25 protein-coding genes and 1 pseudogene are annotated in these 25646 nt (G+C 70.6%); 16 read left to right on the forward strand and 10 right to left on the reverse strand.

Annotation, left to right across the window (positions count from 1 at the left end; translation table 11 throughout):
- Positions 1–545 precede the first annotated feature (545 nt).
- Together M2266_RS28030 and M2266_RS28035 are read right to left on the reverse strand one after the other, a co-directional pair.
- On the reverse strand, positions 546–767 hold the full coding sequence (locus M2266_RS28030; protein WP_277440685.1) for a DUF397 domain-containing protein: 222 nt from the start codon (positions 765–767) through the stop codon (positions 546–548).
- Complete coding sequence (locus M2266_RS28035; RefSeq protein ID WP_277440686.1) at positions 764–1630, reverse strand: helix-turn-helix transcriptional regulator; 867 nt, start codon at positions 1628–1630, stop codon at positions 764–766. Before M2266_RS28035 ends, M2266_RS28030 begins: the two co-directional genes overlap by 4 nt.
- A 186-nt stretch (positions 1631–1816) precedes the next feature.
- Here M2266_RS28035 and M2266_RS28040 point away from each other — a divergent pair, with 186 nt between their 5' ends.
- Positions 1817–2266, forward strand: coding sequence for an ATP-binding protein (locus M2266_RS28040; RefSeq protein WP_277440687.1), 450 nt, complete (start codon positions 1817–1819; stop codon positions 2264–2266).
- 62 nt (positions 2267–2328) lie between these two features.
- Here M2266_RS28040 and M2266_RS28045 read toward each other — a convergent pair whose 3' ends face one another.
- The 4 genes and pseudogenes from M2266_RS28045 to M2266_RS28060 form a co-directional block, all read right to left on the reverse strand.
- The gene (locus M2266_RS28045) at positions 2329–3684 is read right to left on the reverse strand and encodes a GH1 family beta-glucosidase (RefSeq protein ID WP_277441389.1); all 1356 of its coding nucleotides are present in this window, start codon (positions 3682–3684) and stop codon (positions 2329–2331) included.
- A 20-nt stretch (positions 3685–3704) separates the two neighbouring features.
- Positions 3705–4544, reverse strand: a complete 840-nt coding sequence (locus M2266_RS28050; RefSeq protein WP_277441390.1) for a carbohydrate ABC transporter permease — start codon at positions 4542–4544, stop codon at positions 3705–3707.
- Between the two features lie 19 nt (positions 4545–4563).
- Positions 4564–5472: pseudogene (locus M2266_RS28055) on the reverse strand (sugar ABC transporter permease); the annotation flags it as partial.
- A 5-nt stretch (positions 5473–5477) separates the two neighbouring features.
- A complete protein-coding gene (locus M2266_RS28060) occupies positions 5478–6800 on the reverse strand; it encodes a sugar ABC transporter substrate-binding protein (protein ID WP_277440688.1) in 1323 nt (440 codons plus the stop codon).
- A gap of 237 nt (positions 6801–7037) precedes the next feature.
- Between M2266_RS28060 and M2266_RS28065 the strand changes: the two genes are divergently transcribed.
- The 6 genes from M2266_RS28065 to aroA all read left to right on the forward strand — a co-directional run bounded on the left by M2266_RS28065 (position 7038) and on the right by aroA (position 13523).
- Complete coding sequence (locus M2266_RS28065; protein ID WP_277440689.1) at positions 7038–8321, forward strand: ROK family transcriptional regulator; 1284 nt, start codon at positions 7038–7040, stop codon at positions 8319–8321.
- Positions 8322–8385: 64 nt separating this feature from the next.
- The gene (locus M2266_RS28070; RefSeq protein WP_277440690.1) at positions 8386–9195 is read left to right on the forward strand and encodes an AIM24 family protein; all 810 of its coding nucleotides are present in this window, start codon (positions 8386–8388) and stop codon (positions 9193–9195) included.
- Between the two features lie 102 nt (positions 9196–9297).
- Positions 9298–9780 carry a ribonuclease domain-containing protein gene (locus M2266_RS28075; protein WP_277440691.1) on the forward strand — a complete coding sequence of 161 codons (483 nt, stop codon included), beginning with the start codon at positions 9298–9300 and terminating at the stop codon, positions 9778–9780.
- Between the two features lie 234 nt (positions 9781–10014).
- Positions 10015–10638: a 2-dehydro-3-deoxyphosphogluconate aldolase gene (locus M2266_RS28080; RefSeq protein WP_277440692.1), complete on the forward strand. Its 624-nt coding sequence runs from the start codon at positions 10015–10017 to the stop codon at positions 10636–10638.
- Between the two features lie 104 nt (positions 10639–10742).
- Complete coding sequence (locus tag M2266_RS28085) at positions 10743–11921, forward strand: cytochrome P450 (protein ID WP_277440693.1); 1179 nt, start codon at positions 10743–10745, stop codon at positions 11919–11921.
- A 366-nt stretch (positions 11922–12287) separates the two neighbouring features.
- Positions 12288–13523 carry a 3-phosphoshikimate 1-carboxyvinyltransferase gene (aroA, locus tag M2266_RS28090; RefSeq protein ID WP_277440694.1) on the forward strand — a complete coding sequence of 412 codons (1236 nt, stop codon included), beginning with the start codon at positions 12288–12290 and terminating at the stop codon, positions 13521–13523.
- Between the two features lie 15 nt (positions 13524–13538).
- Here the strand turns inward: aroA and M2266_RS28095 are convergent, their stop codons facing one another.
- Together M2266_RS28095 and M2266_RS28100 are read right to left on the reverse strand one after the other, a co-directional pair.
- On the reverse strand, positions 13539–14714 hold the full coding sequence (locus M2266_RS28095) for an amidohydrolase (protein WP_277440695.1): 1176 nt from the start codon (positions 14712–14714) through the stop codon (positions 13539–13541).
- A 213-nt stretch (positions 14715–14927) separates the two neighbouring features.
- Complete coding sequence (locus tag M2266_RS28100; protein WP_277440696.1) at positions 14928–15707, reverse strand: arylamine N-acetyltransferase; 780 nt, start codon at positions 15705–15707, stop codon at positions 14928–14930.
- Between the two features lie 215 nt (positions 15708–15922).
- Here M2266_RS28100 and M2266_RS28105 point away from each other — a divergent pair, with 215 nt between their 5' ends.
- The 7 genes from M2266_RS28105 (at position 15923) to M2266_RS28135 (ending at position 22589) form a co-directional block, all read left to right on the forward strand.
- Complete coding sequence (locus tag M2266_RS28105; protein WP_277440697.1) at positions 15923–16921, forward strand: sugar ABC transporter substrate-binding protein; 999 nt, start codon at positions 15923–15925, stop codon at positions 16919–16921.
- 101 nt (positions 16922–17022) lie between these two features.
- A complete protein-coding gene (locus M2266_RS28110) occupies positions 17023–18027 on the forward strand; it encodes a sugar ABC transporter substrate-binding protein (protein WP_277440698.1) in 1005 nt (334 codons plus the stop codon).
- The gene (locus M2266_RS28115; protein WP_277440699.1) at positions 18024–19106 is read left to right on the forward strand and encodes an ABC transporter permease; all 1083 of its coding nucleotides are present in this window, start codon (positions 18024–18026) and stop codon (positions 19104–19106) included. Before M2266_RS28110 ends, M2266_RS28115 begins: the two co-directional genes overlap by 4 nt.
- A complete protein-coding gene (locus tag M2266_RS28120; RefSeq protein WP_277440700.1) occupies positions 19103–19879 on the forward strand; it encodes an ATP-binding cassette domain-containing protein in 777 nt (258 codons plus the stop codon). The genes M2266_RS28115 and M2266_RS28120 overlap by 4 nt, the downstream gene beginning before the upstream one ends.
- Positions 19880–19954: 75 nt before the next feature.
- Positions 19955–21091, forward strand: a complete 1137-nt coding sequence (locus M2266_RS28125) for an ROK family glucokinase (RefSeq protein WP_277440701.1) — start codon at positions 19955–19957, stop codon at positions 21089–21091.
- Entirely contained in the window at positions 21088–21633 is a 546-nt protein-coding gene (locus M2266_RS28130; protein WP_277440702.1) for a hypothetical protein, read from the forward strand. Before M2266_RS28125 ends, M2266_RS28130 begins: the two co-directional genes overlap by 4 nt.
- Positions 21634–21776: 143 nt before the next feature.
- Positions 21777–22589 carry an RNA polymerase sigma factor SigF gene (locus tag M2266_RS28135; RefSeq protein WP_277440703.1) on the forward strand — a complete coding sequence of 271 codons (813 nt, stop codon included), beginning with the start codon at positions 21777–21779 and terminating at the stop codon, positions 22587–22589.
- 192 nt (positions 22590–22781) lie between these two features.
- Here M2266_RS28135 and M2266_RS28140 read toward each other — a convergent pair whose 3' ends face one another.
- Positions 22782–23084 carry a DUF6296 family protein gene (locus M2266_RS28140; RefSeq protein ID WP_277440704.1) on the reverse strand — a complete coding sequence of 101 codons (303 nt, stop codon included), beginning with the start codon at positions 23082–23084 and terminating at the stop codon, positions 22782–22784.
- Positions 23085–23384: 300 nt separating this feature from the next.
- Here M2266_RS28140 and M2266_RS28145 point away from each other — a divergent pair, with 300 nt between their 5' ends.
- Positions 23385–24926, forward strand: a complete 1542-nt coding sequence (locus M2266_RS28145; protein WP_277440705.1) for an FAD-dependent oxidoreductase — start codon at positions 23385–23387, stop codon at positions 24924–24926.
- A 39-nt stretch (positions 24927–24965) separates the two neighbouring features.
- Here the strand turns inward: M2266_RS28145 and M2266_RS28150 are convergent, their stop codons facing one another.
- Entirely contained in the window at positions 24966–25100 is a 135-nt protein-coding gene (locus M2266_RS28150; RefSeq protein ID WP_277440706.1) for a hypothetical protein, read from the reverse strand.
- A 201-nt stretch (positions 25101–25301) separates the two neighbouring features.
- On the opposite strand from M2266_RS28150, the gene M2266_RS28155 reads away from it, so the two are divergent.
- Positions 25302–25625, forward strand: a complete 324-nt coding sequence (locus tag M2266_RS28155; RefSeq protein WP_277441391.1) for a plasmid stabilization protein — start codon at positions 25302–25304, stop codon at positions 25623–25625.
- Positions 25626–25646: the final 21 nt, after the last annotated feature.

Here is a 25646-nt window from a genome sequence, read left to right on the forward strand (position 1 = left end):
TGCTGCGCACCTTGACCGGGCGGAGGGAGGGGGCTGGGCGCTGCGCGCCTGCCGGGGCCGGTCCGCTGCGCGGCCGGGTGAGGCGGAGCGAGCCGGTCCGCTGCGCTTCCCGGGCCGGACGGCTGGGTGGGGTCGGCTCGGTGACGCAGTGCGGCCGGGCCTTTCGAAACTCCGCCACGGCACTGAAGGATCAGTGAGGGCCGGAGCTCCCCTATACCGTGCTTTGATCGTCCTAAGTGATCCACATCCGAATGGAAACTGCCCCCCAGACCCCAGGGGTCACCGTGGGCCCCACCCACCCCACCTTTCCGGCAGGAAGAGGGGTTCAAAGTCCGCCGCAGAGCACCGAGCACCCGCACCGCCCGGCGTCTGGCTCGGGAAGCGCAGCGGACCGCGATCCCTTCGCCTCACCGGGCCGCGCAGCGGACCGGCCGCACTGGCAGGCGCGCAGCGCCGGGGCCCCCCTCCGCCCGGTCAAGGTGCGCAGCGCCGCAGAAGCTGCACTTCGCACAGCCTGCACCTCAGCCATGCGCCGGACCGTCGGGTCAAAGCTCTCCGGTGATGACGCCTTCCCGGAATGCTGCCCATTCGGCCGCGTCGAAGCGGAGGGGCTCTCGGTCGGGGTTCTTGGAGTCGCGGATGGCGACGGCGCCGTCGGGGAGGTCGGCGATCTCGACGCAGTTGTTCTCGGCTCCGCTGGCGGATGCCTTGCGCCAGGCAACGACCGAGAGGTCGTGCGCGTACAGCTCCGCCTTGGGTCCGTTCACCGTCTGTGGCCTTCTTCCATCTGCGCGATTCGGGCGAGTGAGTCCTCCACCGGCAGCGCCGTCGCGCGGATCCGCTCGAACGCCTTGGTGAAGGGCACAGCTTCATCGCCCTCAACGTATGCCGCTCCGCTCAGGTTTTCCAGCAGGACTACGTCAGGGATGGGGCCGGGGAACGAGACGATGGAGAAGCCGCCCACAACGCCCGGGTGCGCGGTGCAGTCCGACGGCATCAGCTGGATCGTCACGTTCGGCATCTCGGATACATCGAGTAGACGACGCAGTTGCTCGCGCATGGTGGCCGGACGGACCACAAACCGCTGGTGTAGGGCCGCCTCGTGGATGATCGCCCACAACTCCAGCGGATTCCCCGGGCGGGTGAGTACCGACTGTCGTGCCAGCCGGACCTCGGCCAACGCCGCGATGTCGTCCGGGGTTCGCGACGTCGTGATGCCTGCGATGTTCTCGCGCGCATAGGCGGCCGTCTGCAACAGTCCCGGGACCACGAGAGGTGCCCACTCGCAAATTTGATCGGCATCGGACTCCAGCGAGATGTAGTCCGCGTACGCGGGCGCGACGATGCCGCTGTACGTCTGCCACCAGCCCCTTTTGCCGGCGTCCCGGGCCAGGTTCTCCAGGGCGGTATGTACGTCGCCGTCGCCGACCCCGTAGACCTGAAGCAGCGAGCCGACCTCGGCCGGACGGATGGCCTGGGCCGCGTTCTCGATCTTCGACAGTTTCGGGCCCTTCCATCCCATGGCGGCAGCGGCCTCGTCGAGGGTGAGTCCGGCGTCGTTGCGCAGTCGCTTCAAGGTGGCGCCGAGACGACGGCGCCTGACGGTCGGGACCAGCGGGGAGTTGGGCATATCGGAGTCCTACAGCCCGAACTGGGTTGTTGGGAATGCTCCGTGACCCCAAGTCACCCAAACTGGGTAGAAAACTTGCCGTTGGGTCAGAAAGAAGCCACCATCGGACTGCCGTCACGCAGAGTCAGTGACCCGGCGCACGGCGCGACACGATCCGACCCTGCCTGTGGAGGTGCCATGTGCAACATGGCGGAAGCACACGGACCCCCAACCCCCGGCTTCTACCTGCGCACCAGACCCCAAGGCTTCGTCGTCCACCTCGTCGCCTCCGGCGACAACCTCCGCGCCCTGCGGGAGTTGACCGGGAAGGCGCTCGCCTCCGCCGGGGTCGATGCCGGGACGGCGGAGAGTGCGCGGCTCGTCGTGTCCGAGTTGGTCGGGAACTCCGTGCGGGCTTGCGGGCCGTGGGTGCCCCTGGTGGTGGAGGTGTCGGTCACGCGCGGGGCGGTGCTGCTGCGGGTGCATGACCCGGACCCCGCCGGGGTGCCGCGTCGGCGGCCGAGTGCCATGGATGACGCCGAGGCCGAGTCCGGGCGGGGGCTGGCGCTCGTGGACCTGCTCACCTCCGGGTGGCGCGTGGTGCGCTCGCCGGTCGGCAAGCAGGTCCGCTGCCGGCTCGAACCCGCGGAAGGCTGAGGGCCCGGCAGCCGTCCTCCCCCGTTGAGGGACGGCTGCCGGGCGGCCGTGCGAAGGAGACCTCAGGCCGCGCGGCGGGCGCGGCGGTGGTGGGTGGCGATGATGTCGGCGTAGCGGCGACCGCTGCCCTTGACGGTGCGCTTCTGCGTCGGGTAGTCGACGTGGATCAGGCCGAAGCGCTTGTCGTAGCCGTAGGCCCACTCGAAGTTGTCCAGCAGCGACCACGCGAAGTAGCCCGCCAGCGGGGCGCCGCGGCGCACCGCCCGGGCGCAGGCCGCGAGGTGCTCCTCCAGGTAGGCCTGCCGCTCCGGGTCGTCGACCTGGCCGTCGGGGCCGACGGTGTCGGGGTAGGCGGAGCCGTTCTCGGTGACGAAGATCCGCTGGGCGCCGTACTCCTCGGATACGCGGACCAGCAGCTGCTCCAGGCCGTCCCCGTAGACCTCCCAGTCCATCGCCGTGCGCCGGACGCCCGGCAGGTAGACCTGCTTGGCGCGCGGAGCGAGACCCGTGGGGTCGTCGGCGACGACGTTGCGGAAGTAGTAGTTGACGCCGAGCCAGTCGAGCGGGGCCGCGATGGTATCGAGGTCGCCGTTCCGGATCGGTAGGTCGACGCCGTACACGTCGACCATGTCCTGCGGGTAGCCGCGGCCGTGGATCGGGTCGAGCCACCAGCGGTTGGTGTGGCCGTCGGCCCGGATCGCGGCGGCCTGGTCGGCCTCGCGGTCGGTGGCGGGCTCGCAGGGGCTGAGGTTGTTGACGATGCCGATGCGGGCGCCGGGGTTGGCGGCGCGGATCGCCTGGACGGCGAGTCCGTGCCCCAGGTGCAGGTGGTACGAGGCGCGGACGGCGGCCGTGATGTCGGTCTGGCCGGGGGCCATCTTGCCTTCGAGGTGGCCGATCCATGACGAGCAGAGCGGCTCGTTGAGCGTCGCCCAGTCGTGGATGCGGTCGCCGAGGGCTTCGGCGACGACCGACGCGTACTCGCCGAACCGCTCCGCGGTCTCCCGCTCCGGCCAGCCGCCCCGGTCCTGCTGGGCCTGCGGCAGGTCCCAGTGGTAGAGGGTCGGGAAGGGGGTGATGCCCGCTTCGAGGAGGGAGTCGGTGAGCCGGTCGTAGAAGGCCAGTCCGGCCGCGTTGACCGGTCCGCCGCCTTGCGGCATGACGCGGGGCCAGGCGATGGAGAAGCGGTAGGCGTCCAGACCGAGTTCGCCCATGAGGGAGATGTCCTCGGGCACCCGGTGGTAGTGGTCGCAGGCCACGTCTCCGGTGTCGCCGTCCGCCACCTTGCCCGGGGTGTGGGAGAAGGTGTCCCAGATCGAGGGGGACCGGCCGTCCTCGTCCACCGCTCCTTCAATCTGGTAGGCGGCGGTGGCCGCGCCCCAGATGAAGTCGGCGGGGAGAGCGCTGAGGTCGTTCACGAGCAGCCTTTCGGTGGTGGTCACTTGACGGCGCCGGCGGTCAGTCCGACGACCAAGTAGCGCTGGAGCAGCAGGAAGCCGGCGACCACGGGCACGCTCACGACGAGTGAGGCGGCCATGACCTGGTTCCAGTACACGTCGGTCTGGGTGGCGTATCCCTGCAGGCCGACGGCGAGGGTGCGCGTGGTGTCGTTCGTCATGACCGACGCGAAGAGCACCTCGCCCCAGGCCGTCATGAAGGCGTACACCGACACCGCGACGATGCCGGGGACCGCTGCCGGCACCACGACGCGGAACAGCGCGCCGAGCGGACCGCAGCCGTCCACCATCGCGGCCTCGTCGAGGTCGCGCGGGATGGAGTCGAAGTAGCCGACGAGCATCCAGATGGAGAAGGGGAGCGAGAACGTCAGATAGGTGAGGATGAGGCCGCCGCGGCTGCCGTACAGGGCGATCCCCGTCGAGTTCCCGATGTTCACGAAGATCAGGAAGAGCGGGAGGAGGAAGAGGATGCCGGGGAACATCTGGGTGGACAGCACCGTCACCGTGAAGAACTTGCGGCCCCGGAAGCGGTAGCGGCTCACGGCGTAGGCGGCGAAGATCGCCACCGCCACCGAGGCCACGGTCGCGCTGACCGAGACGATCACCGAGTTCACGAAGTACTTGGCGAGCGGGACCGTGTGCCAGATGTCGATGTACGGCCGGACGGTGAAACCGCTCGGGATCCAGCGGAAGGAGCCCTGCACGTCCTGCAACGGCTTGAGCGAGCTGCTGAGCATCACGTACACCGGGGCGAGCGTGAAGGCCGTGAGCAGGGTGAGGAAGATCCGCCGGGTCCAGAGGAAGGACTTGGGCTGCGCCATCGGTGACGGGGGAGGGGCGTTACGCATCGGCCGGACCCTTCCTCCGCGACGTGATGAGCAGGTAGGTCGCCGTGACGAACAGCAGGAACAGCAGCAGGAGCACGGACATGGCCGAGCCGGCGCCGAAGTTCCAGGTGACGAAGGAGGACTGGTAGATGTGGATGGAGATCAGGTCGGCGGCCTCCGGCGCCGATCTGCCGAACAGCACGTAGGGCGTGTTGAAGTCGTTGAACGTCCACAGGAACAGCACCAGCACCAGCACCTGGTTGACCGGCCGCAGCGACGGCAGCGTGATCCGCCGGATCTGCTGCCAGACGCCGGCGCCGTCCATCGACGCCGCCTCATACAGCTCCCGCGGGATGTTCTGCAGACCTGCCATCAGGCACAGGAAGGCGAACGGCCACGAGCGCCATACGGAGACGGTGACGAGGGCGGTGAAGCTGTTGTCGCCGATCAGCCAGAACGACCGCTCGGAGGTGAGGTGCAGCTGGTCGTGGATCACGTGGTTGATCAGGCCCGTGTCGCGCTGGAACATGAACGACCAGGTGATGACGGCCGCGTAGACCGGCAGCGCGTACGGGACCAGGAAGATCGCCCGCAGGAATCCCCGGCCGCGGAAGGCGTCCTGCATGAGGATCGCCGCCGCGGTGCCGAGGAGCCAGGACAGCCCCACGGCGAGGAGGGTGAAGCAGAGGGTGACCCAGAACGAGTGCAGCAGTGCCTCGCCGACCGGGGCGTCGAAGTCCACCGCTATGCGGTAGTTGTCCAGGCCGGCCCAGGGCGCGGCGCCCCAGTCACGGATGAAGAACTGAGTGAGCTGTTTGAAGCTCATCACGATGCCGACGATCATCGGGATGAGGTGGATCAGCAGTTCGAGCAGGAGCGCGGGAAGCAGGAGCAGGTAGGGCAGGCCGATCCGGCGCAGTCGCGCGATCACGAGGCCGGCATCTGCTGCTGGGCCTTGGTGAGGGCGGTCTTCACGGACTCGGTGGTGACGTCCTTGCCTGAGGCGGCCTGGGCGAAGAGCTCCTTCATCGCGGTGCCGACGAGGGTCTCGAACTGGCTCTCGTTGGGGACCTGCGGCAGCGGGGCGGCGCTCTTGGCGAGGACCTCGGCGAGGGTCTTCAGGTCGGGCGTGGAGAACGCCGCGTCACTCTGCGCGTCCTTGACGGGCGGCAGCGAGCCGTAGGTGGCGTTGAGTATCTTCTGCTCGGCCGTGCTGGTCATGAAGTTGACGAACTTCAGCGAGCCGTCGAGGTTCTTGGTGTTCTTGAAGACGGCGAGGTTGATGCCGGCGACCATCGAGTTGATGGCGGTCGCGCCCGTGGCGCCCGGGGTCTGGAACGGGACCGGGGCGACGCCGTAGTCTTCGGGCTTCATGCCGTGGGACTTCAGCGAGGAGGCGGCGGCCTGCCACATCAGCATGCCGGCCTTGCCGGTCGCGAAGTCGGCGAGGGACTGGTTGGCGGCGTACTCGGCGTTGCCGGGGGCCGCGATCTTGTCCTTGCCGATGAAGTCGATGTACTGCTTGACGGCGGCGACGTTCTCCGGGGTGTCGAACGTGGCCTTGCCGGAGGCGTCGAAGAAGTCCGAGCCGTGCTGCTTGGCGAGGACGAAGGCGTGGTGGATGTTCTCCGAGCCGTTGCCGCCCTCGACGGCGAGGCCGTACTTGCCGTCCTTGGTGAGCTTCTTGCCGTCGGCGACCAGTTCGTCCCAGGTCGCGGGCGGGGCGGCGATGCCCGCGTCGGCGAACATCTTCTTGTTGTAGTAGAGCCCGTAGGACAGCGAGTACAGCGGCACGGCGGCCGGGTCCTTGCCCTGCGCGCCGGCGGCGGCGAGCGCGGCGTCGACGAAGCGGTCCTTGCCGCCGATCTTGCCGAAGTTGGCGGCGTCGAACGGGAGCAGCGCGCCGGTGGCCTGCAGCGAGGCCGACCAGGTGTTGCCGATGTTCAGGACGTCGGGACCCTGGCCCGAAGTGGCCGCGGCCAGGATTCTGTTGAGCAGGTCGGACCAGGGGACGACCTCCAGCTTGACCTTGATCCCGGTCTGCTGCTCGAACTTCTTGAGCTCGGGCTCCAGGACCTGCTTGTCGTTCTCCAGGCTGGTGCCCTGGTTGCTCGCCCAGTACGTCAGTGTCTTGGGGCTGCTGTTGCCGCCGCTGTCGTTGCTGCTGGAGCCGCCGCCGCAGGCGGAAGCGGTGAGTGCCATCGCTGCGGCGATGGCGGTTGCCGCGACTGCCCGGTGGTAGGTACGCATGACGGTCCCCTCTCAGGGGTGGGATCGCTACGGAACGGAAACGGGAACGGGTCTGGAACCGGTGGTGAACCGGCCTGGAGCGGATCTGTGACGGGTCTGGAGCGGGCCTTCGTCCGTTCAAGAAGTGAACGGGCGCCGTGTCTTATTTCAGGGCGTGATTTAACTTGTGAGAAAAGGTGGCGTCAAGACTTCGCGCACCGATAGATTTCAGCCGGGGAGTCAGGGGAGGAGGACCGGATGGCAGATCGAGGCAAACGAACCGTGCGTGACCTGCGGCGCGGCAACCGGTCGGCGCTGCTGCGCCACCTGTATTTCGAGGGGCCGCTGAGTCGCCAGGAGTTGGGTCGGGACTCCGGCCTGAGTGCCGGATCGATCAGCAACGTCGTCGGCGACCTGATCGCCGACGGACTGGTCGAGGAGGCCGGCTCCGTCGACTCCGACGGCGGACGGCCGCGGATCCTGCTCAGGGTCGCCGCCGGGTACGGCTGCGTCGTGGGGGTGGACGTCGGGGAGACCCGGGTCCGGGTGGAGCTGTTCGACCTAGCCCTCACCGAACTGGCGGCGGCGGACCTGCCGTTGTCGGACAGCGGACATGACGTCGACCACGTCGTACGGCTGGTTCTCGACGGTCTGTCGGCCGTCGTCCGCGACGCGGGCATCTCCGAGAGCGACGTGCTCGGCGTGGGCGTCGGGGTCCCCGGCATCGTCGAGCAGGGTGACGGCGCCGGCGCCCCGGGCGCCGCGAACGGCGTCGACCTCGGCAGCGGCGAGGGCATCGTCGTGCACGGCCAGACCATCGGCTGGAACGCGGTCCCGTTCGGCCGCCTGCTGCGGGCCGGCACCGACCTGCCGCTCTACATCGACAACGGCGCCAAGACGCTCGGCCAGGCCGAGATGTGGTTCGGCGCCGGACGCGGCGCCGGCAGCGCCGTCATCGCCCTGCTCGGCTCGGGCGTCGGTGCCTGCGTGGTCGCCGACGGCAAGCCGTACCGGGGGGCGACCAGCAGCGCGGGCGAGTGGGGCCACACCACCCTCCAGGTGGGCGGCCGACTCTGCCGCTGCGGCGCGCGGGGCTGCCTGGAGGCATACGTGGGCGCCGAGGCGCTGCTGGAGCGCTGGGGCAGGGCACCCGAAGGGCAGAGCGAGGAGGCGGGCCTCACGGCCCTGCTGGCCGCCGCCGACGAGGATCCCTCGGCGGCCGCGCTCTTGGCGGAGACCGCCGAGTACCTGGGCGCGGGCATCGCGGACCTGATCAACCTCTTCAACCCCGAGCGCATCGTGATCGGCGGCTGGGCCGGGCTGATGATCGGCCCCCGGCTGCTGCCTGCCGTCCGCGAGGCGGCCGTGGCCTACGCGCTGCACCACCCCTGCGCCCAGACGTCCATCGAGATGGGACGGCTCGGACCCGACGCGGTCACGGTCGGGGCGGCCACCCTCCCGCTGGCCAGGCTCCTCGACTCGGGCGGCGCGCCATGGAACCGGAACCCAACCGTCCGGGAGGCTCGACTGGAGGTACGTTGACCGGGCGGGCGCCATTTCGGCCGCGCCCGCCCCGTCGCACCTCGCCCCGTCAAGGAGTCCCGCCGTGACCCTGCAGCAGCAGATCGTCGGCACTGCCATGCAGATGGCCGTGTGCACCCTTCAGCCAGGTCAGACGGTGTACTGCGAGGCGGGGAAGTTCCTGTTCAAGACGTCGAACGTCACGATGGAGACCCGGCTGTCCGGGCAAGGGGGCGTCCAGCCCGGCGGCGGCGCGGCCGGGGGCATGAGCGGCATGCTGCGGCAGGCCATGGGCACCGCCATGCAGGCGGGACAGCGGGCGCTCGCGGGCGAGAGCCTCGCCTTCCAGTACTTCTCCGCGACCGGCGGCGAGGGCACCGTCGGCTTCGCCGGTGTGCTGCCGGGTGAGATGCGGGCCCTGGAGCTGGACGGGACGCGGGCCTGGTTCGCCGAGAAGGACGCCTTCGTGGCCGCCGAGTCGACCGTCCACTTCGGCATCGCCTTCCAGGGCGGACGGGCCGGCCGCAGCGGCGGCGAGGGCTTCATCCTGGAGAAGTTCACCGGCCAGGGCACAGTGATCATCGCGGGCGCGGGCAACTTCATCGACCTGAACCCGGCGGACTTCGGCGGCCGCATCGAGGTCGACACCGGTTGCATCGTGGCCTTCGAGGAAGGCATCGAGTATGGCGTGCAGCGGATCGGCGGCCTCGACCGGCAGGGGCTGATGAACGCGGTCTTCGGCGGCGAGGGGCTGTCGCTGGCCACGTTGGAGGGCAACGGCCGCGTCATCCTGCAGTCGATGACGATCGAGGGCCTGGCGAACGCGCTGAAGAAGGCCCAGGGCGCCGACAAGCAGGGCCCGACGGGCGGGCTGTTCTCCACCCACTCGGGCTGACCGGACGGGACCGGCACGGGGCGCCCGGGGCGCGGCGGCGGCCGGTTAACTCCTGGAGAACAGTGTGTTGTTGGGATTGACGGGCCCCGGTCTACGCGCGTCATGGTGGTTCCCATGAGAACCCCACGTCTCACTCGTATCGGCGCGCTCGCCGTCCTCGCGGGCACCCTCCTCGTCGGCGGACCGGCGGTCGCCGCCTCTCCCGCCACCGTCGCCCCGGCCTCCACGACCACCTCCGCCGGCTCGTCCGCCGCGGTGGCGATCCATCCGGCGACGATCAACGCGGCGACGGTCAACGCGGTCGGCGGCATCTGCTACTCGGCGCTGCCGTCGCAGGCCCACCACACCCTCGACCTCATCGACGCGGGCGGCCCGTTCCCGTACTCGCAGGACGGCGTCGTGTTCCGGAACCAGGAACACCTGCTGCCCGGTCACACCAGCGGCTACTACCACGAGTACACCGTCGTCACCCCCGGCTCGCCGACCCGCGGCGCCCGCCGGATCATCACCGGCCAGGCGGTCGACGAGGACTACTACACCGCCGACCACTACGCGTCGTTCAATCTGGTCGACTTCGGCTGCTGAGCGTCCGAGGGGCCGGTGCCGACCGTCGGCCCCGACCACCTGTCCACCGTCTTCCGACCCGACTGTGCGGGGCGTGCGCCGGAATTCCCTCCGGCGCACGCCCCGCGCTTTCGCGTGTTACGGACCGGACACGTCGGCGCGAACCGCGTGCCTCGATGTCGGAGGGACCCGATAGCGTTTCGGCAGACGATGTCTCGCCCCGTTCCACAGCACCGAGGAAGGACGGCGACCGCCGTGTACCGCTGGGAGATCACCCGGGCCGCGCTGGCCCAGCGGGTTTTCGCCATCGTCCGCAGCGAGAGCTACGACCAGGCCGCCGCGGTGGCCGACACGTTGCTCTCCGCCGGGCTGACCACACTGGAGATCTCGCTCACCACGCCCTTCGCCCTCGAAGCGGTGACCACCCTCGTCCGCGAGGTCGGGGAGGACGCGATCATCGGCGCGGGCGCCGTCCTGGACGCCACCTCCGCCCGGATGGCCGTCGACGCCGGAGCCCGCTTCCTCTCCTCGCCCAGCCTGGACGCGGGCGTCGTACGGACCGGCCACCGCTACGGCGTCCCGGTCTTCCCCGGCGTGGCGACGCCCACCGAGATGGTCCGCGGCATGGAACTCGGCGCCGACGCGCTCAAGCTCTTCCCCGCCTCCGGCTACGCCCCCGGCTGGATCACGGACGTCGGCGCCGCCCTGCCGCAGGCAGCCCTGCTGCCCGCCGGCGGCATCACGATCGACACGGCGCCGGACTGGATCGCCGCGGGCGCCGTCGCCTGCGGCATGGGAGCGGAGCTCACCGAAGGCGACCGGGACACCGTCGCCAAGCGCGTGACCGAACTGCTCGCCCGCCTGGCGGACGCCCGCTGATCTGCTCGCCCCTCGGCTCCTCCGTGAGGGGGAGGCGCGCTCCACCTGCGGGCGGTTACGGTGCGAAGCACGGCAAACCGGCCCGCCAGGGGGAGGTTCTGGGTATGTCCGAGATCGTCGATCTGACCGCCTACGGCGAGGAGTTCACCGCCGATCCGTACCCGATCTACGCCAAGTTGCGCGAGCAGGGCCCGGTCCACCGGGTCCGCACCGCCGACAACGGCGAGCTGTGGCTCGTCGTCGGCCATGAGGCGGTGCGCTCGGCGCTCGCCGACGCGCGGTTCAGCAAGAGCTGGCGCACCCTGGACCCGCTCGCGGAGCCGGGCGCCATCAGCGCCAATATGCTGGAGGCGGACCCGCCGCAGCACACCCGGCTCCGCAAACTGGTCGCCAAAGAGTTCACCGGCCGCCGCGTCGAGGCGCTGCGGCCCCGGATCCAGCAGATCACCGACGAGTTGCTGGACGCGATGCTGCCACCGGGCCGCGCCGACCTCGTGGACGCGCTCGCCTTCCCGCTCCCGATGACCGTCATCTGCGAGCTGCTCGGCGTCCCGTCGCTGGACCGCCAGGCGTTCCGGCACTGGTCCAACGTGATCGTGGGGCAGTCCGGCGCCGAGGCGGAGAACGCCGCGGTCGAGGCCATGGGCGCCTACCTGGTGGACCTCATCGAGGACAAACGGTGCAGCGCCCCCGCCGACGACCTGATGAGCGCGCTGATCCGCGCCCGGCACGAGGACGGCGACCAGCTGTCGGCCGAGGAACTCGTCGGGATGGCCTTCCTGCTCCTGGTCGCCGGGCACGAGACGACCGTCAACCTGATCTCCAACGGCGTGCTGGCACTGCTCCGGCACCCCGCCCAGCTCGCGGAAGTGCGCGCCGACCCGACGCTGCTGGACGGCGCCGTCGAGGAGATGCTGCGCTACGACGGGCCCGTGGAGACGTCCACCTGGCGGTTCACCACCGAGCCCGTCGACATGGGCGGCACCGTCATACCGGCCGCCCAGCCGGTCCTGTTGGCGCTGGCCTCCGCGGACCGGGACCCGGCGCGCTTCGAGCAGCCGCACACGTTCGACATCCACCGCTCCACCCAGGGCCATCTCGCGTTCGGCCACGGAATCCACTACTGCCTCGGCGCCCCGCTGGCCCGCATCGAGGGCCGCATCGCCGTCCGCACCCTGCTGGACCGCTGCCCGGACCTGGCGCTCGACGTGGACCCTGCCACCTTGACCTGGCGCCCCGGCATGCTGATCCGCGGCGTGCACCGGCTGCCCGTGCGGTTCTAGGTCGTGTCTGACACATACCGGCGTCCGCCCGGAGGGCGGGGCGCGGGGCGTCTGGTGCGTGCGATCGCACGGCGGAGGGTCGCCCCTGTACTGGACGTACCGGGGCGGGCCCGACAACTGGGGGCCCCTCCCAGCGGTAGCTGGGGGAGAGCGCGTTGTCGTCGGTCGCCGACGGCCGCCGGCTACCGCTGGGAGGTGCCCCCACCCCCTGGACTCCCTCCTCCGCCTTGCGATCGCCCGCACCAGACGCCGCGGACCCCGCCCTGACGGGCGAACGGCGCTCCGCAACACCCTTTAGAATCGGTCCCGATCAAGGCATCAGCAGCGCCGCTGACGCGCGTCCGAGTCGTATCGGGAGGCCCTGAAGTGTCCGTTGTCGCCGTGCCGGGTTCGAAGTCGGTCACCGCCCGAGCGCTGTTCCTCGCCGCCGCCGCGGACGGCACCACCACGCTCCGGCGGCCGCTGCTCTCCGACGACACGGACGGGTTCGCCGAGGGGCTGGTGAAGCTGGGCTACGCGGTCGAACGCGAGCCGGACCGCTGGCGGATCGAGGGCCGCCCGGCCGGCCCCGCCGTCGGGCAGGCGGACGTGTACTGCCGTGACGCGGCCACCGCCGCCCGATTCCTGCCCGCGCTCGCCGCCGCGGGCCACGGTACGTACCGCTTCGACGCCTCCGCCCAGATGCGCCGCCGCCCGGTCGCCCCGCTCACCGACGCCCTGCGGCGGCTCGGGGTCGACCTGCGGCACGAGGAGGCCGAGGGCCACCTGCCGCTCACGGTCACCGCGCGCGGTATCAAGGGCGGCGAGCTCGAACTCGACGCGAGCCTTTCGTCCCAGTTCCTCACCGCGATGCTGCTCGTCGCCCCGCTCACGGGCGAGGGCCTGCGGATCCGGGTCACAGGGCTGGTCTCCGCGCCCTACGTCGAGATCACCTTGGCGATGATGCGCAGCTTCGGCGTCGAGGTGCTGCGGGAGGGCGACACGCTCACCGTCCCGCCCGGCGGCTACCGCGCCACCGACTACGACATCGAGCCCGACGCGTCGACCGCGAGCTACTTCTTCGCCGCCGCCGCGCTGACCGGCGTCTCCGCGACGGTGCCCGGTCTGGGCGCGGACGCGCTCCAGGGCGATCTGCGCTTCGTCGAGGTCCTGCGGCGGATGGGCGCGCGGGTGGAGATCGGCGCGGACGCCACCACGGTCACCGGCACCGGGCGGCTGTCCGGCCTCACCGTCAACATGCGCGACATCTCCGACACCATGCCGACCCTCGCCGCCATCGCGCCCTTCGCCGACGGCCCGGTGCGGATCGAGGACGTCTACAACACCCGGGTCAAGGAGTGCGACCGGCTGGACGCGTGCGCGGAGAACCTCCGCCGCCAGGGCATCAGGGTCGAGACCGGACGCGACTGGATCGAGATCCACCCCGGCGCGCCCGTCGCCACCGAGATCGCCTGCCGCGGCGACCACCGCATCGCCATGAGCTTCGCCGTCGCCGGGCTGCGCACCCCGGGCGTCACGTTCGACGACCCGGGATGCGTCAAGAAGACCTTCCCCGAGTTCCACGAGGCGTTCGCGGCGCAGCGCCGCGCCTGGGGCGTCTGACCGGCGCCGCCGGCCTCAGCGGCTCAGCGCGCTGTACTCGACGAGCGCCAGCCGCAGGGTCTCGCGCATCAGGTCCACGCCGACGGCGATGCACTCCTCGTCGACGTCGAACCGTCCGCTGTGCAGGTCGTACGCGGTCGCCCGGCCACGGGGCCGGACCCCCAGCCGGGCCAGGCCGCCCGGGACGGACTCCAGGTACCAGGCGAAGTCCTCGCCGCCGAGGCTCTGCGGGGTCTCGTAGCGGGCTCCGGGGGCGAGCGCCGAAGTGACGGCCGCGTCGAAGACCCGCATCGCGTCCGGGTGGTTGGTGACCGCGGGTGCCACCTGGTTGAAGTCGGCGTGGAAGGTCACTCCGTACGGGGAGACGATCGCGGCGGCGAGCCGTTCGAAAAGTTCCGGTACCGCCGCCCATGCCTCGCGGCTCAGCGACCGCACCGTCCCCAGGGACGTGACGCGCGCGGGGCGGCCGTCGGGCCCCGGTTCGCTGTTCACGGCCCCGAAGACCGCGGAGGCCACCATGGCGGCCCCGGCCGGCAGGGCGTTCTGCAGGGCGGTCGGGAGGTCGGTGATGAGCTTGGCCATCACCATCACCAGGTCCGCGGGATGCGCTCCCGGCTCGGCGCCCGCCGCCGGCTGGGTGATCCGGAGGTCGAAGGCGGTCAGGCTGGAGGTGATCGGACCGGTGCGGATCCCGACCCGGCCCACCTCGCCCGCGGGATCGCAGTGCAGGGCGTAGATGACCGCCACGTCCTTGAGCACCCCGGCCGCGATGGCCTCGTGGGCGCCGCTGGGTACGGCCTCCTCGGCGGGCTGGAAGACGAACCGGACCCGCCCCTCGATCTTCTCCGGCGCCTCGGCCAGCTCCAGCGCCAGCCCGAGCATGATGGTGGTGTGCACGTCGTGCCCGCAGGCGTGACAGGTCCCGGGCCGGGTCGACCGGTAGGGGACCTCCTTCTCGTCCGCGACGGGCAGCGCGTCGATGTCGGCGCGCAGCGCCACGAGCGGGCCGCGGCCGTCACCGATGTCGCAGGACAGGCCGGTGCCGCCGGGGAAGATCCGCGGCGCGAGGCCCGCGGCGGTGAGCTGCTCGGCGATGAAGGCGGTGGTGCCGAACTCCTTGCGCGCCGTTTCCGGGTGCGCGTGGATGTGGCGGCGGATCTGCACCAGGCGGTCGAACCTGTCGGGATTCATCACTATCCAGTTCCAGCGGTGACGGAGGTCGCAGCGCGGACGCTCACTGCTCGACGGCGTCATCGTATGCGAGCCGGTCGGGCCCGCGGGGCCGCCGCGTCCGCGGGGCGAGTGCGCCGCCCGGAGCACTCGTCAGGGGCCTGGGAGCGCCGGGGCCGGTGCGCTGGGTGATCCGTCCGGCGGATGTCCCGCGAAGGTGTGATCGTCCGCCCGTCAGTGCGATTCCCCCGGCACTTGGGGAAGCCGGTCGAGGACGACGCCGAAGGATTCGCGGTAGACGGTGAGCAGTTCGTCCCGCGGCACGTCCCGCTCCTGCCGCCCTCCGCTCCCGGTGGTGATGAACGAGGCGCCGCTCAGGGTGATCCGCCCGGTCGGCGTGAGCAGCGAGCAGACCGGCGAACGGGTGAAGTGGGACGCGGGGGAGGTGCTCTGCCACCAGCAGGTGGGCTCGAAGTCGACCAGCTCGCGCGGGCGTTGCTCCAGCCGGTACTCGGGCTCGCCGTCCTTGAGGACGTCGAGGTCGCCGCCCGGCGCGTCGACGATGCGGAAGACACCGCCGCTGGGGTCCGGCTGGTCCTCGCGGCTGTCCAGCCGCAGCGGGTGGTGGGTGAACCTGCCGAAGCCGACGTCCACCAGCCACGGGCCGGACGCCTCTACGCGCAGCGCCAGGTGGTCGAAGGGCGGTCCCGGTACCCCGCCTTCGGCGAAGACCCGGCCGGCCAGCAGGCTCACCGGATAGCCGAGTTGCTTCAGGAGGGCGCCGAACAGACCGTTGAGTTCGTAACAGAAGCCGCCGCGCCGGGCCCCGACGACCTTGGCGAGAAGCGCCTCCTCGGAGAGCCCGATCTCCTCGCCGAGGTGGATCGAGAGGTTCTCGAACGGCACGGCGAGCAGATGGCGCAGCTGCAGCTCGCGCAGCGCGGCGGCGTCGGTGACGGCGGGGCGTACCGCCCCGATGCGCGAGAGGTAGGCGTCGGCCTGTGATGCGTCCATCAGGTAGTTATCTCCCAGGGATCCGGCGAGCACCAAACGGGGTCGGTCCGGCCGCTCACGACAGGTGCCGCTCGGCGCCGGAGCCGCTTCGTTCTGCTCGAGAACGTAAGTATGTCTGTACAAAGTCTTGACGCTGCACCACAACCCCCGTTAGAAACCACCAGTGCCGTTCACCGGACCGGAACCGGGCGGCCGGAGGAGAAGGCGGACCCACGATGGCACGCAGGCGCACGGCTCTGTCCGCGGCGGCACTCGCCCTGGCGATATCGCTCGCCGCCGCCGGATGCAGCAGCTCCGGGGGGAAGAAGACCGAGGAGAAGGACACCGCGGACGCGGTGAACGGGGCCGGAACCCCGCAGCTCACCATCGCCATGGTCACCCATTCGGGCGAGGGCGACACCTTCTGGGACATCGTCCAGAAGGGCGCGAAGCAGGCCGCGGCGAAGGACAACGTGAAGTTCCTCTACTCCAACAACAAGGAGGGGAACGAGCAGGCCCAACTCGTCCAGACCGCGATCGACCAGAAGGTCGACGGGATCATCGTGACGCTGGCCAAGCCCGACGCGCTCAAGGCGGTGCTGAACAAGGCCGTCCAGGCCGGCATCCCCGTCATCAGCATCAACTCCGGCTCGCAGTTCTCGGCCGCCTACGGCGCGCTCGGCCACATCGGCCAGGACGAGGCGGTGGCCGGTGAGGCGGTCGGCGACGAGATGACCAAGCGGGGCCTGAAGAAGGCGCTGTGCGTCATCCACGAACAGGGGAACGTCTCCCTGGAGCAGCGCTGCGACGGCGCGGCGAAGACCTTCAAGGGATCGATGCAGAAGCTCTACGTCACCGGCACCAACATGCCCGACGTGCTCTCCACCGTCACCTCCAAGCTCCAGGCCGACAAGTCCGTCGACGCCGTCCTGACCCTGGGCGCGCCCTTCGCCGCCACCTCCGTGCAGGCCGTCAAGGCGACCGGCGGCAAGGTCGAGGTCGACACCTTCGACCTCAACGCGGCCGTGGTCAAGCAGCTCAAGAGCAAGGAGGTCGGCTTCGCCGTCGACCAGCAGCCCTACCTGCAGGGCTACCTCGCGGTGGACGAACTGTGGCTCCACAAGACCAACGGCGACGTCATCGGCGGCGGCCGTCCGGTGCTGACCGGCCCCGCGCTCGTCACGGAGAAGGACGTGCCGCAGCTGGAGAAGTTCACCCAGCGCGGTACCCGATGACAGCGGCCACGTTCCCCTTGACAGATACTTGGGCCGCCGGGGCCGATCATCGAGTCCCCGGCGGCACCGGGATCCGCAGGGAAGGGCAAGGCTTCGTGGCGATGGCTAAGACGGGGACACGCGCGATCGGCGCACTGCTGGCAGCGGTGCTCGGGGCCTCGCTGGCGGGCTGCAGCAGCACCGGCGGCAAGCGCGCGGAGGAACGGGCCGCGCAGTCCGCGGGCGGCGGATCGGGCGTCGACACGCCCAAGTGGACGGTGGCCATGGTCACCCACTCGGGCGCCGGCGACACCTTCTGGGACATCGTCCAGAACGGTGCGAAGCAGGCCGCCCGCAAGGACAACATCAAGTTCGTCTACTCCAGCAGCAACCAGGCGAACGAGCAGGCGCAGCTCGTTCAGGCAGCCATCGACCAGCACGTCGACGGCCTGGTGGTCACCCTCGCCAAGCCCGACGCGATGAAGGACGTGGTCGCCAAGGCGGTCAAGGCCGGCATCCCCGTCGTCACCATCAACTCCGGCTCCGACCAGTCCAAGGCCTTCGGGGCGCTCAGCCACATCGGCCAGGACGAGAAGATCGCCGGCCAGGCCGTCGGCGACGAGCTGGACAAGCGCGGGAAGAAGCACGCGCTGTGCGTCCTGCACGAGCAGGGCAACGTCGGCCACGAGGAGCGCTGCGCCGGGGCGAAGGAGACCTTCGCCGGGACGATGGACAACCTCTACGTCGACGGCACCAACATGCCCGACGTGCAGTCCACGATCCAGGCCAAGCTGCAGGCCGACAAGTCCATCGACGCGGTCGTCACCCTGGGCGCGCCCTTCGCCGCCACCGCCGTCCAGGCCAAGCAGCAGGCGTCGAGCACCGCCGAGGTCGACACCTTCGACCTCAACGCACAGGTCGCCGCCGCGCTGTCGGCCGGCACGATCGGATTCGCCGTCGACCAGCAGCCGTATCTGCAGGGGTACGAGGCCGTGGACCTGCTCTGGCTCTACCGCTACAACGCCGACGCCCTGGGCGGCGGGAAACCGGTGCTCACCGGTCCGCAGATCCTGACGAAGAAGGACGCCGCCGCGCTGGCGAAGTACACCGAACGGGGGACGCGATGACACCGGCCACCACACTGGACAAGTCCGCGGGCCAGGACGGCCCGGAACCGGCGGGTGGGCCGCCGGACGACCGGCTGGTGCACCGCTCGCCGGCCCGCCGGCTGCTGGGCCGCCCCGAGCTGGGCTCGGTCGTCGGCGCGGTCGCCGTGTTCGTCTTCTTCTCGGTCGCCGCCGACTCGTTCCTGCAGTGGTCCAGCTTCGGGACCGTGCTGTACGCCGCCTCGACCATCGGCATCATGGCGGTGCCGGTCGCCCTGCTGATGATCGGCGGCGAGTTCGACCTGTCCGCCGGTGTGATGGTCACCAGCTCCGCGCTGATCTCTTCGATGTTCAGCTACCAGATGACGGCGAACGTCTGGGTGGGCGTCGCGGTGTCGCTGGCTGTCACCCTGGCCGTCGGCTTCTTCAACGGGTTCCTGCTGACCCGCACCAAGCTGCCCAGCTTCATCATCACGCTCGGCACCTTCCTGATGCTCACCGGACTGAACCTGGGCTTCACCAAGCTCATCAGCGGCACGGTCAGCACCAAGTCCATCGCCGACATGGAGGGCTTCGCGTCGGCACGGGTGCTCTTCGCCTCGCACCTGACCATCGGTGACATCGATCTGAAGGTCACCATCCTGTGGTGGGCGGCCCTGGTCGCCGTCGCCACCTGGTTGCTACTGCGCACCCGGGCCGGGAACTGGATCTTCGCCGTCGGCGGCGGCGCGGACGCCGCCCGCGCGGTCGGGGTCCCGGTGGCCCGCACCAAGATCGGCCTGTACATGGCGGTCGCGTTCTGCGCCTGGATCTCCGGCCAGCACCTGCTGTTCTCGTTCGACGTGGTGCAGTCGGGCGAGGGTGTCGGCAACGAGTTCCTCTACATCATCGCGGCCGTCATCGGCGGCTGCCTGATGACCGGCGGCTACGGGTCGGCGATCGGCTCGGCGGTCGGCGCGTTCATCTTCGGCATGACGAGCAAGGGCATCGTGTACGCCCAGTGGAATCCGGACTGGTTCAAGTTCTTCCTCGGGGCCATGCTGCTGCTGGCCACGCTGCTGAACGCATGGGTCCGCAAGCGGGCGGAGGCGACCGCATGAGCGCGCTGGTGAAGCTCACCGACGTGAGCAAGTACTACGGCAACATCAAGGCCCTGGAAGAGGTCTCCCTCGAGGTGCACCCCGGCGAGATCACCTGTGTCCTCGGGGACAACGGCGCGGGCAAGTCCACCCTCATCAAGATCATTTCGGGGTTGCACCAGCACGACGCGGGCACCTACGAGGTCGACGGCGAGCCGGTGCGGCACACCTCGCCCCGCGAAGCCCTCGACCACGGCATCGCGACCGTCTACCAGGACCTCGCGGTGGTGCCCCTGATGCCGGTGTGGCGCAACTTCTTCCTCGGCTCCGAGCCCACCAAGGGCCGCGGCCCGCTCCGCCGGCTCGACGTGCGCACCATGCGCGAGACCACCCGTGGCGAGCTGCTGCGGATGGGCATCGACCTGCGCGACGTGGACCAGCCGATCGGCACCCTGTCCGGCGGTGAACGGCAGTGCGTCGCCATCGCCCGCGCCGTCTACTTCGGGGCCAAGGTCCTCGTCCTCGACGAGCCGACGGCGGCGCTCGGCGTCAAGCAGTCCGGCGTCGTCCTCAAGTACGTCGCCGCCGCGCGTGACGCCGGGCTCGGTGTGGTCCTGATCACCCACAACCCGCACCACGCGTTCCTGGTCGGCGACCGGTTCATCCTGCTGAAGCGCGGCGCGATGGCCGGCAGCTACCCCAAGTCGGGCATCACGCTGGAAGAACTGACCCGCCAGATGGCGGGCGGCAGTGAACTGGAGCAGCTCAGCCACGAGCTCGCCCGCGAAGGCTGACCCCGCCCGCGCTGTGCGGGGTACCTCCTCGGTGCGGCACAATCGGCACGACAGCCACCGATCCGGAGACGACCCTTGCCAGCAGCGTCACGCAGCGACCGATCAGCATTCCAGCGCAGGGGCGCCGCTCGGGCGACGGTCCTGCAGACCGTCGGCCGCCGGGAGCGGCGCTCCCACCTGACGGCGCCGAGGGTGCCGACGGTCGGCATCGACATCGGCGGCACCAAGGTGGCGGCCGGCGTCGTGGACCCGGACGGCAACATCCTGGAGCAGCTCCGTACCGAGACGCCCGACCGGAGCAAGAGCCCCAAGGTCGTCGAGGACACCATCGTCGAGCTGGTCCTGGACCTGTCGGAGCGGCACGACGTGCACGCGGTCGGCATCGGCGCCGCCGGCTGGGTCGACGCCGAGCGCTCGCGGGTGCTCTTCGCGCCGCACCTGTCCTGGCGTGACGAACCGCTGCGCGACCGGCTGGAGGAGCGGCTGCTGGTGCCGGTCATGGTCGACAACGACGCGAACACCGCGGCGTGGGCCGAATGGCGCTTCGGCGCCGGCCGCGGCCAGGACGACCTCGTCATGATCACGCTCGGTACCGGCATCGGCGGCGCCATCCTGGAGGAGGGCCACGTCAAGCGCGGCCGCTACGGGGTGGCCGGCGAGTTCGGGCACATGCAGGTCGTCCCCGGCGGCCACCGCTGCCCCTGCGGCAACCGCGGCTGCTGGGAGCAGTACAGCTCGGGCAACGCGCTGGTCCGCGAGGCCCGCGAGATGGCCGCCGCCGAGTCGCCCGTCGCCTACGGGATCATCGAGCGGGTCGGCGGCAACATCGGCGACATCACCGGGCCGCTGATCACGCAGCTGGCCCGGGAGGGCGACGCCATGTGCGTCGAGCTGCTCCAGGACATCGGCCAGTGGCTGGGTGTCGGCATCGCCAACCTCGCCGCCGCGCTCGATCCCTCCTGCTTCGTCATCGGCGGCGGCGTCAGCGCCGCGGACGACCTGCTCATCGGGCCCGCCAGGGACGCCTTCCGCCGCAATCTCACCGGGCGCGGCTACCGCCCGGAGGCCCGCATCGTGCAGGCCGAGCTGGGCAACGAGGCCGGGCTGGTCGGCGCCGCCGACCTCGCCCGGCTGGTCGCCCGGCGGTTCCGCCGCGCCAACCGGCGCCGTGTGGAGCGCTATGAGCGCTTCGGCCGGGCGGCGGGCAAATGAGCGTCGACCGCCCGCACACCAGGCCGCTGCGCGCGGTACCCCGCTGGGTGCAGTGGACCATCGTCCCGCTGCTCGTCCTGGTACCCGTCGGCTACGTGATCGTCGCCGCCGAGCAGAGCCGCAACAGCGGCCAGGACAAGGAGGCGTCGGCCGCCCCCAAGCACCTGACGTGGGACTGGCCCACCCGGGCGCAGCGCCGGATCTACCAGGTACCGATCCCGCTGGCCTGGACGCGCAAGATCGCCTTCATGGAGACGAACACCTGGAACACCAGTGTTCTCTACGTCCAGTTCACGCCCACCGCGGGCGGCCTCGACACCTTCCTCGCGCAGGTGGGCACCAGCCGCTCCGCGCTGAAGCCGGGCAACGTCACCATCACGCCCGGGCAGGCGAAAGTGCCCGGCTGGAGCTTCCCGGCGGGCCGTCCCCTGGCCGGAGTGACGACGACGCAGCACGGCGACAAACCGGACCACGACATCACCGTCGACCTCAGCGATATGACTCACCCCATCGTGTACATCGTTTCGACGATCAACTTCTGACGGGCTTGCCGCGCATGGGGGCCCGCTCCAGGGGTAGACGCGCCGCAACGCCCGCTGTGCCCGGGAGGCCGAGAACGATGTCAACGCTGACCGTATCGACCCGTGCGAACCCCGTGAACGCCCGTCCTGAGGACCGTGGCCCGGTGATCGGGGAGCTCCCGAGGATCGCGGACGCGGAGAAGGTCGCCCCGAAGGACGCGCGGGCCCTGTCCAAGCTGTTCTTCGACCGCCTGCGGACGGCGGAGGAGGGGACGCCCGAGTACCAGTACGCGCGGAACACCCTGATCGAGCTGAACGTGTCCCTGGTCCGGTTCGCCGCCGGCCGGTTCCGCAACCGGCCGGAGGACATGCAGGACATCGTCCAGGTCGGGACGATCGGCCTGATCAAGGCGATCGACCGGTTCGACCTGTCGCGTGAGGTCGAGTTCACCACCTTCGCCATCCCCACCATCATCGGCGAGATCAAGCGCTCCTTCCGGGACACCAGTTGGGCCGTCCACGTGCCGCGCAGCCTGCAGGAGCGCCGGATCGCCCTCGCCCAGGCCAACGAGGCGCTGGCGCAGCGACTGGACCACGCCCCGACGACGGCGGAGCTGGCCGACCACATGGGCCTGACGTGCGAGCAGGTCGTGGAGGGGATCGTGGCCGGCAACGGCTACACCGCCGGCTCCCTGGACATCACCGCCGGCGAGAGCCCCGACGAATCGGCGAGCTCGCTCGTCGACCGGCTCGGCGCGGACGACCCGGGCATGGAGGGCGTGGAGAACCTGCACGCCCTCAAGCCGCTCCTCGCGGAGTTGGGCGAGCGTGATCGCACGATCCTGCGGATGCGCTTCGGGCAGGAGATGACGCAGTCGGAGATCGGCGCCGAACTCGGGGTCTCCCAGATGCACGTCTCGCGGCTCCTGAGCCGCATCATCCGCCGCTTGCGCGCCGGAATGCTCACCCAGGTGTAGGTTCTGCGCGGCCGCAGGTCCTCATCAGCCGCGGGTCGTCGGTCCGCCGGCCATCGGTCAGCGCGCCCCACCGGTCGCCACCGCCTCGACGGGCTGGGCCTCCGGCTCCGGCCCGTCACCGGCACTCCTGCGCAGGAGCAGTGGGGTCGTTCGTCTGCCCGAGGTCGTGGCGCCCGGCTCAGCGGCGGGGTCTCAGGCCGACGCTGACGGTTCCGGCAGGGCGTCGGCGTCGGCATCGCGGGAGCGGACGCACCCGACGGGTTGCTGCGGTTTCTGCCCGAAGCCCGAGGCCAGCATCCGTACCTCGCCCTGCTCGCTGATCTCGGCACGGATGATCCCGGTCGAGTCGACGTAGACGGGGTGCCCGCCCGGGCCGGAAGCGGACGTCCGCGCGACGTGGACGGTGTGCCGGCCGCGCTCTCCCGCTCCCTTCGCGAGCGAGTGCGAGGAGTCCGTATCGGCGAATATCAGTTCGAAACCTGGATGTGCGGACATGATGCCCTCCTCCGAAGATCCTGCAGCCGAACGGGGATGGGAATGCGTCGAGGCGAACGACCCACCGAATGCGTCGAGGCGAACGACCCACCATGCCCTTGAGTCCCAGTGGTAACCCCAGTCGCGCGAACGTCTTCCCCGCCTCTGTATGGATATCCCTCCGGTTTCGTCGCAAATCCCCGTAGACGGAAGAAGGAGGTGTGATTGCGGCGGATCCGCCCGGGTAACCGCCTTCCATCCTGCCCCCGCGATCCCGCGCTCGGCCGTCCGAGCGCCCGGGGCACCGAGCGGAAGGCCGCCATGACCGATCCCACCTCACTTCCCGGCCAGGACGAGTCCTACTGGATGGCGACCTCGGGGGCCACGTCCTACCCCGCGCTGGAAGGGGACCTCGACGTCGATGTCGCCGTGGTCGGCGGGGGCATCGCCGGACTGAGCGCGGCCTGGGAGCTCGTCAGGGCCGGCAGGACGGTTGCCCTGCTGGAGGCCGACCGCATCGCCGCCGGAGTCACCGGCTACACCACCGCGAAGGTGTCCGCCCTGCACACCCTGGCGTACGACAGGCTGTCGAAGTCCCGCGGGCGGGACGCGGCCCGCCAGTACGCCGCGTCCCAGCAGGCCGCGGTGGAAGGCGTCGCCGAGATCGCCGCCGAACTCGGCGTCCGGTGCGACCTCGAGCGCGTCAGCGCGTACACCTACGCCACCGACCCCAAGAGCGTGGAAGCGCTGCGGGCGGAGGCCCGGGCGGCCTCGGACGCCGGACTCCCGGCCGTCTTCGTCCAGGACACCGAGCTGCCGTTCGACGTCAGCGGCGCGGTGCGGGTCGACCACCAGGCGCAGTTCCACCCGCGCGCCTACCTGCTCGCCCTGGCGGAGGACCTGCGGGCCCGCGGCGGGACGATCCTGGAGCGCACCAGGGTCACCGGCCTGTCGGAGGGCTCGCCCTGCGAGGTCACCACCGAGTCCGGACACACCGTCACCGCCCGCGACGTCGTCGTCGCCACCCACTACCCGATCTTCGACCGGGCGCTGCTGTTCACGCGGCTCTCCGCCCGCAGGGAACTGGTCGTCGCCGCGCCGATCTCCGCCGAACTGGCCCCGACGGGTATGTACATCACCGAGGAGGACGGCAAGCGCTCGGTGCGCTCCGCCCCGCTGGACGAGGGGCGGCGACTGCTGATCGTCACCGGCGAGTCCTTCACACCGGGCACCGGGGACGCGCGGGAAGGCTTCGCCCGGCTGGACGCCTGGATGCACGAACGGTTCGCGGTCGAGGAGACGGCCTACCGGTGGGCGGCGCAGGACAACGACTCCACCGACCACGTTCCGTTCGTCGGGCCGCTGCACGTCGGGTCAAAGCACACCTACGTGGCCACCGGGTTCGGCGGCTGGGGGATGAGCAGCGGCGTGATGTCCGGCCGCCTGCTCGCGGACCTCATCACGGGCGGGGAGAGCCCCTGGGCCGGCCTGTACGACCCGCGCCGCCTGGCGAGCACCCTGAAGGAGGCGCCGGCGCTCGTCCGCCAACAGGTCGACGTCGCCAAGCACTTCGTCGGCGACCGGCTGCGGCCCACCCACGTCGGTTCCGTCGAGGAGATCCCGCCGGCGGACGGGGCGATCGTCCGGGTCAAGGGACGGCGCTGCGCCGTCTACCGCGATCCCGAGGGCACGGTGCGGGCGGTGTCCGCGCGCTGCACCCACCTCGGCTGTCTGGTCGCCTTCAACGCCGCCGAGACCACCTGGGAGTGCCCCTGCCACGGCTCCCGCTTCGGCGTCGACGGCACGGTCCTCCAGGGGCCCGCCGTCCACCCCCTCGAAGCGGTGGACCTGCCGCAGGACTGAAGCCCACGCCCATGATGCCCGTCGCGGCGTGCGATCACGTCAGCTCGGTTCGTCGTCCTCGTCGTCGCGCGCCCCTTCGGCCGGCAACTGGGCCGCCAGGCCGTCCTTCGATTCGTCAGGCGCGTCCTCGTCGTCGCGCTCACCCTCGGCCTGGGAAGTGGGGTGCTCACTCATGGATCAGCTCTCCGGTTCTCGACATCAGGTGTCACAGGGCTTCCGCTTCCAGACTCGCACGATCAGCTGTTCGCAGCGCGCCCTGAGCGGGTGGCCCACCGGATGGGCGTATCCGCGCGCCGGGTGGGAAGTGCGTGCCGAGGATGGCGGGGTAGGCGCAGGGGGCCATCCGAACGCCGAAGGACGGGAGACGTGACCACGATGCCCAGGGGATCGAACGCGAAGCGGGAACGGCAGTACGAGCACATCAAGGACAGCGCGAAGAAGCAGGGCAAGAGCACCGGGCGGGCCGAGGAGATCGCGGCCCGGACGGTCAACAAGGAACGCGCACGGGCCGGTGAGTCCCGCACCGCGAGCCGCAGCTCCCTCCAGGACATGTCGTCCTCCAAGCGCGGCGGACAGCGCTCCCACTCCGGTTCCGGCGGGCCCACCCGTGACCAGCTGTACAACGAGGCACGCCGGCGCAACGTCCAGGGGCGCTCCAAGATGAACAAGGCCCAGCTCGCCACGGCACTCGGCCACTGACACCGCCGATCGGCGCGGACT

The organism is Streptomyces sp. SPB162 (assembly GCF_029504575.1).
Lineage (GTDB): Bacteria > Actinomycetota > Actinomycetes > Streptomycetales > Streptomycetaceae > Actinacidiphila.

Coding starts and splice junctions, on each gene's coding strand:
- M2266_RS28035 (WP_277440686.1), bottom strand. CDS start 1,630: ATGCCCAACTCCCCGCTGGTCCCGACCGTCAGGCGCCGTCGTCTCGGC.
- M2266_RS28040 (WP_277440687.1), top strand. CDS start 1,817: ATGGCGGAAGCACACGGACCCCCAACCCCCGGCTTCTACCTGCGCACC.
- M2266_RS28050 (WP_277441390.1), bottom strand. CDS start 4,544: ATGGCGCAGCCCAAGTCCTTCCTCTGGACCCGGCGGATCTTCCTCACC.
- M2266_RS28060 (WP_277440688.1), bottom strand. CDS start 6,800: ATGCGTACCTACCACCGGGCAGTCGCGGCAACCGCCATCGCCGCAGCG.
- M2266_RS28065 (WP_277440689.1), top strand. CDS start 7,038: ATGGCAGATCGAGGCAAACGAACCGTGCGTGACCTGCGGCGCGGCAAC.
- M2266_RS28075 (WP_277440691.1), top strand. CDS start 9,298: ATGGTGGTTCCCATGAGAACCCCACGTCTCACTCGTATCGGCGCGCTC.
- M2266_RS28085 (WP_277440693.1), top strand. CDS start 10,743: ATGTCCGAGATCGTCGATCTGACCGCCTACGGCGAGGAGTTCACCGCC.
- M2266_RS28095 (WP_277440695.1), bottom strand. CDS start 14,714: ATGAATCCCGACAGGTTCGACCGCCTGGTGCAGATCCGCCGCCACATC.
- M2266_RS28100 (WP_277440696.1), bottom strand. CDS start 15,707: ATGGACGCATCACAGGCCGACGCCTACCTCTCGCGCATCGGGGCGGTA.
- M2266_RS28105 (WP_277440697.1), top strand. CDS start 15,923: ATGGCACGCAGGCGCACGGCTCTGTCCGCGGCGGCACTCGCCCTGGCG.
- M2266_RS28110 (WP_277440698.1), top strand. CDS start 17,023: ATGGCTAAGACGGGGACACGCGCGATCGGCGCACTGCTGGCAGCGGTG.
- M2266_RS28115 (WP_277440699.1), top strand. CDS start 18,024: ATGACACCGGCCACCACACTGGACAAGTCCGCGGGCCAGGACGGCCCG.
- M2266_RS28120 (WP_277440700.1), top strand. CDS start 19,103: ATGAGCGCGCTGGTGAAGCTCACCGACGTGAGCAAGTACTACGGCAAC.
- M2266_RS28130 (WP_277440702.1), top strand. CDS start 21,088: ATGAGCGTCGACCGCCCGCACACCAGGCCGCTGCGCGCGGTACCCCGC.
- M2266_RS28140 (WP_277440704.1), bottom strand. CDS start 23,084: ATGTCCGCACATCCAGGTTTCGAACTGATATTCGCCGATACGGACTCC.
- M2266_RS28145 (WP_277440705.1), top strand. CDS start 23,385: ATGACCGATCCCACCTCACTTCCCGGCCAGGACGAGTCCTACTGGATG.
- M2266_RS28150 (WP_277440706.1), bottom strand. CDS start 25,100: ATGAGTGAGCACCCCACTTCCCAGGCCGAGGGTGAGCGCGACGACGAG.
- M2266_RS28155 (WP_277441391.1), top strand. CDS start 25,302: ATGCCCAGGGGATCGAACGCGAAGCGGGAACGGCAGTACGAGCACATC.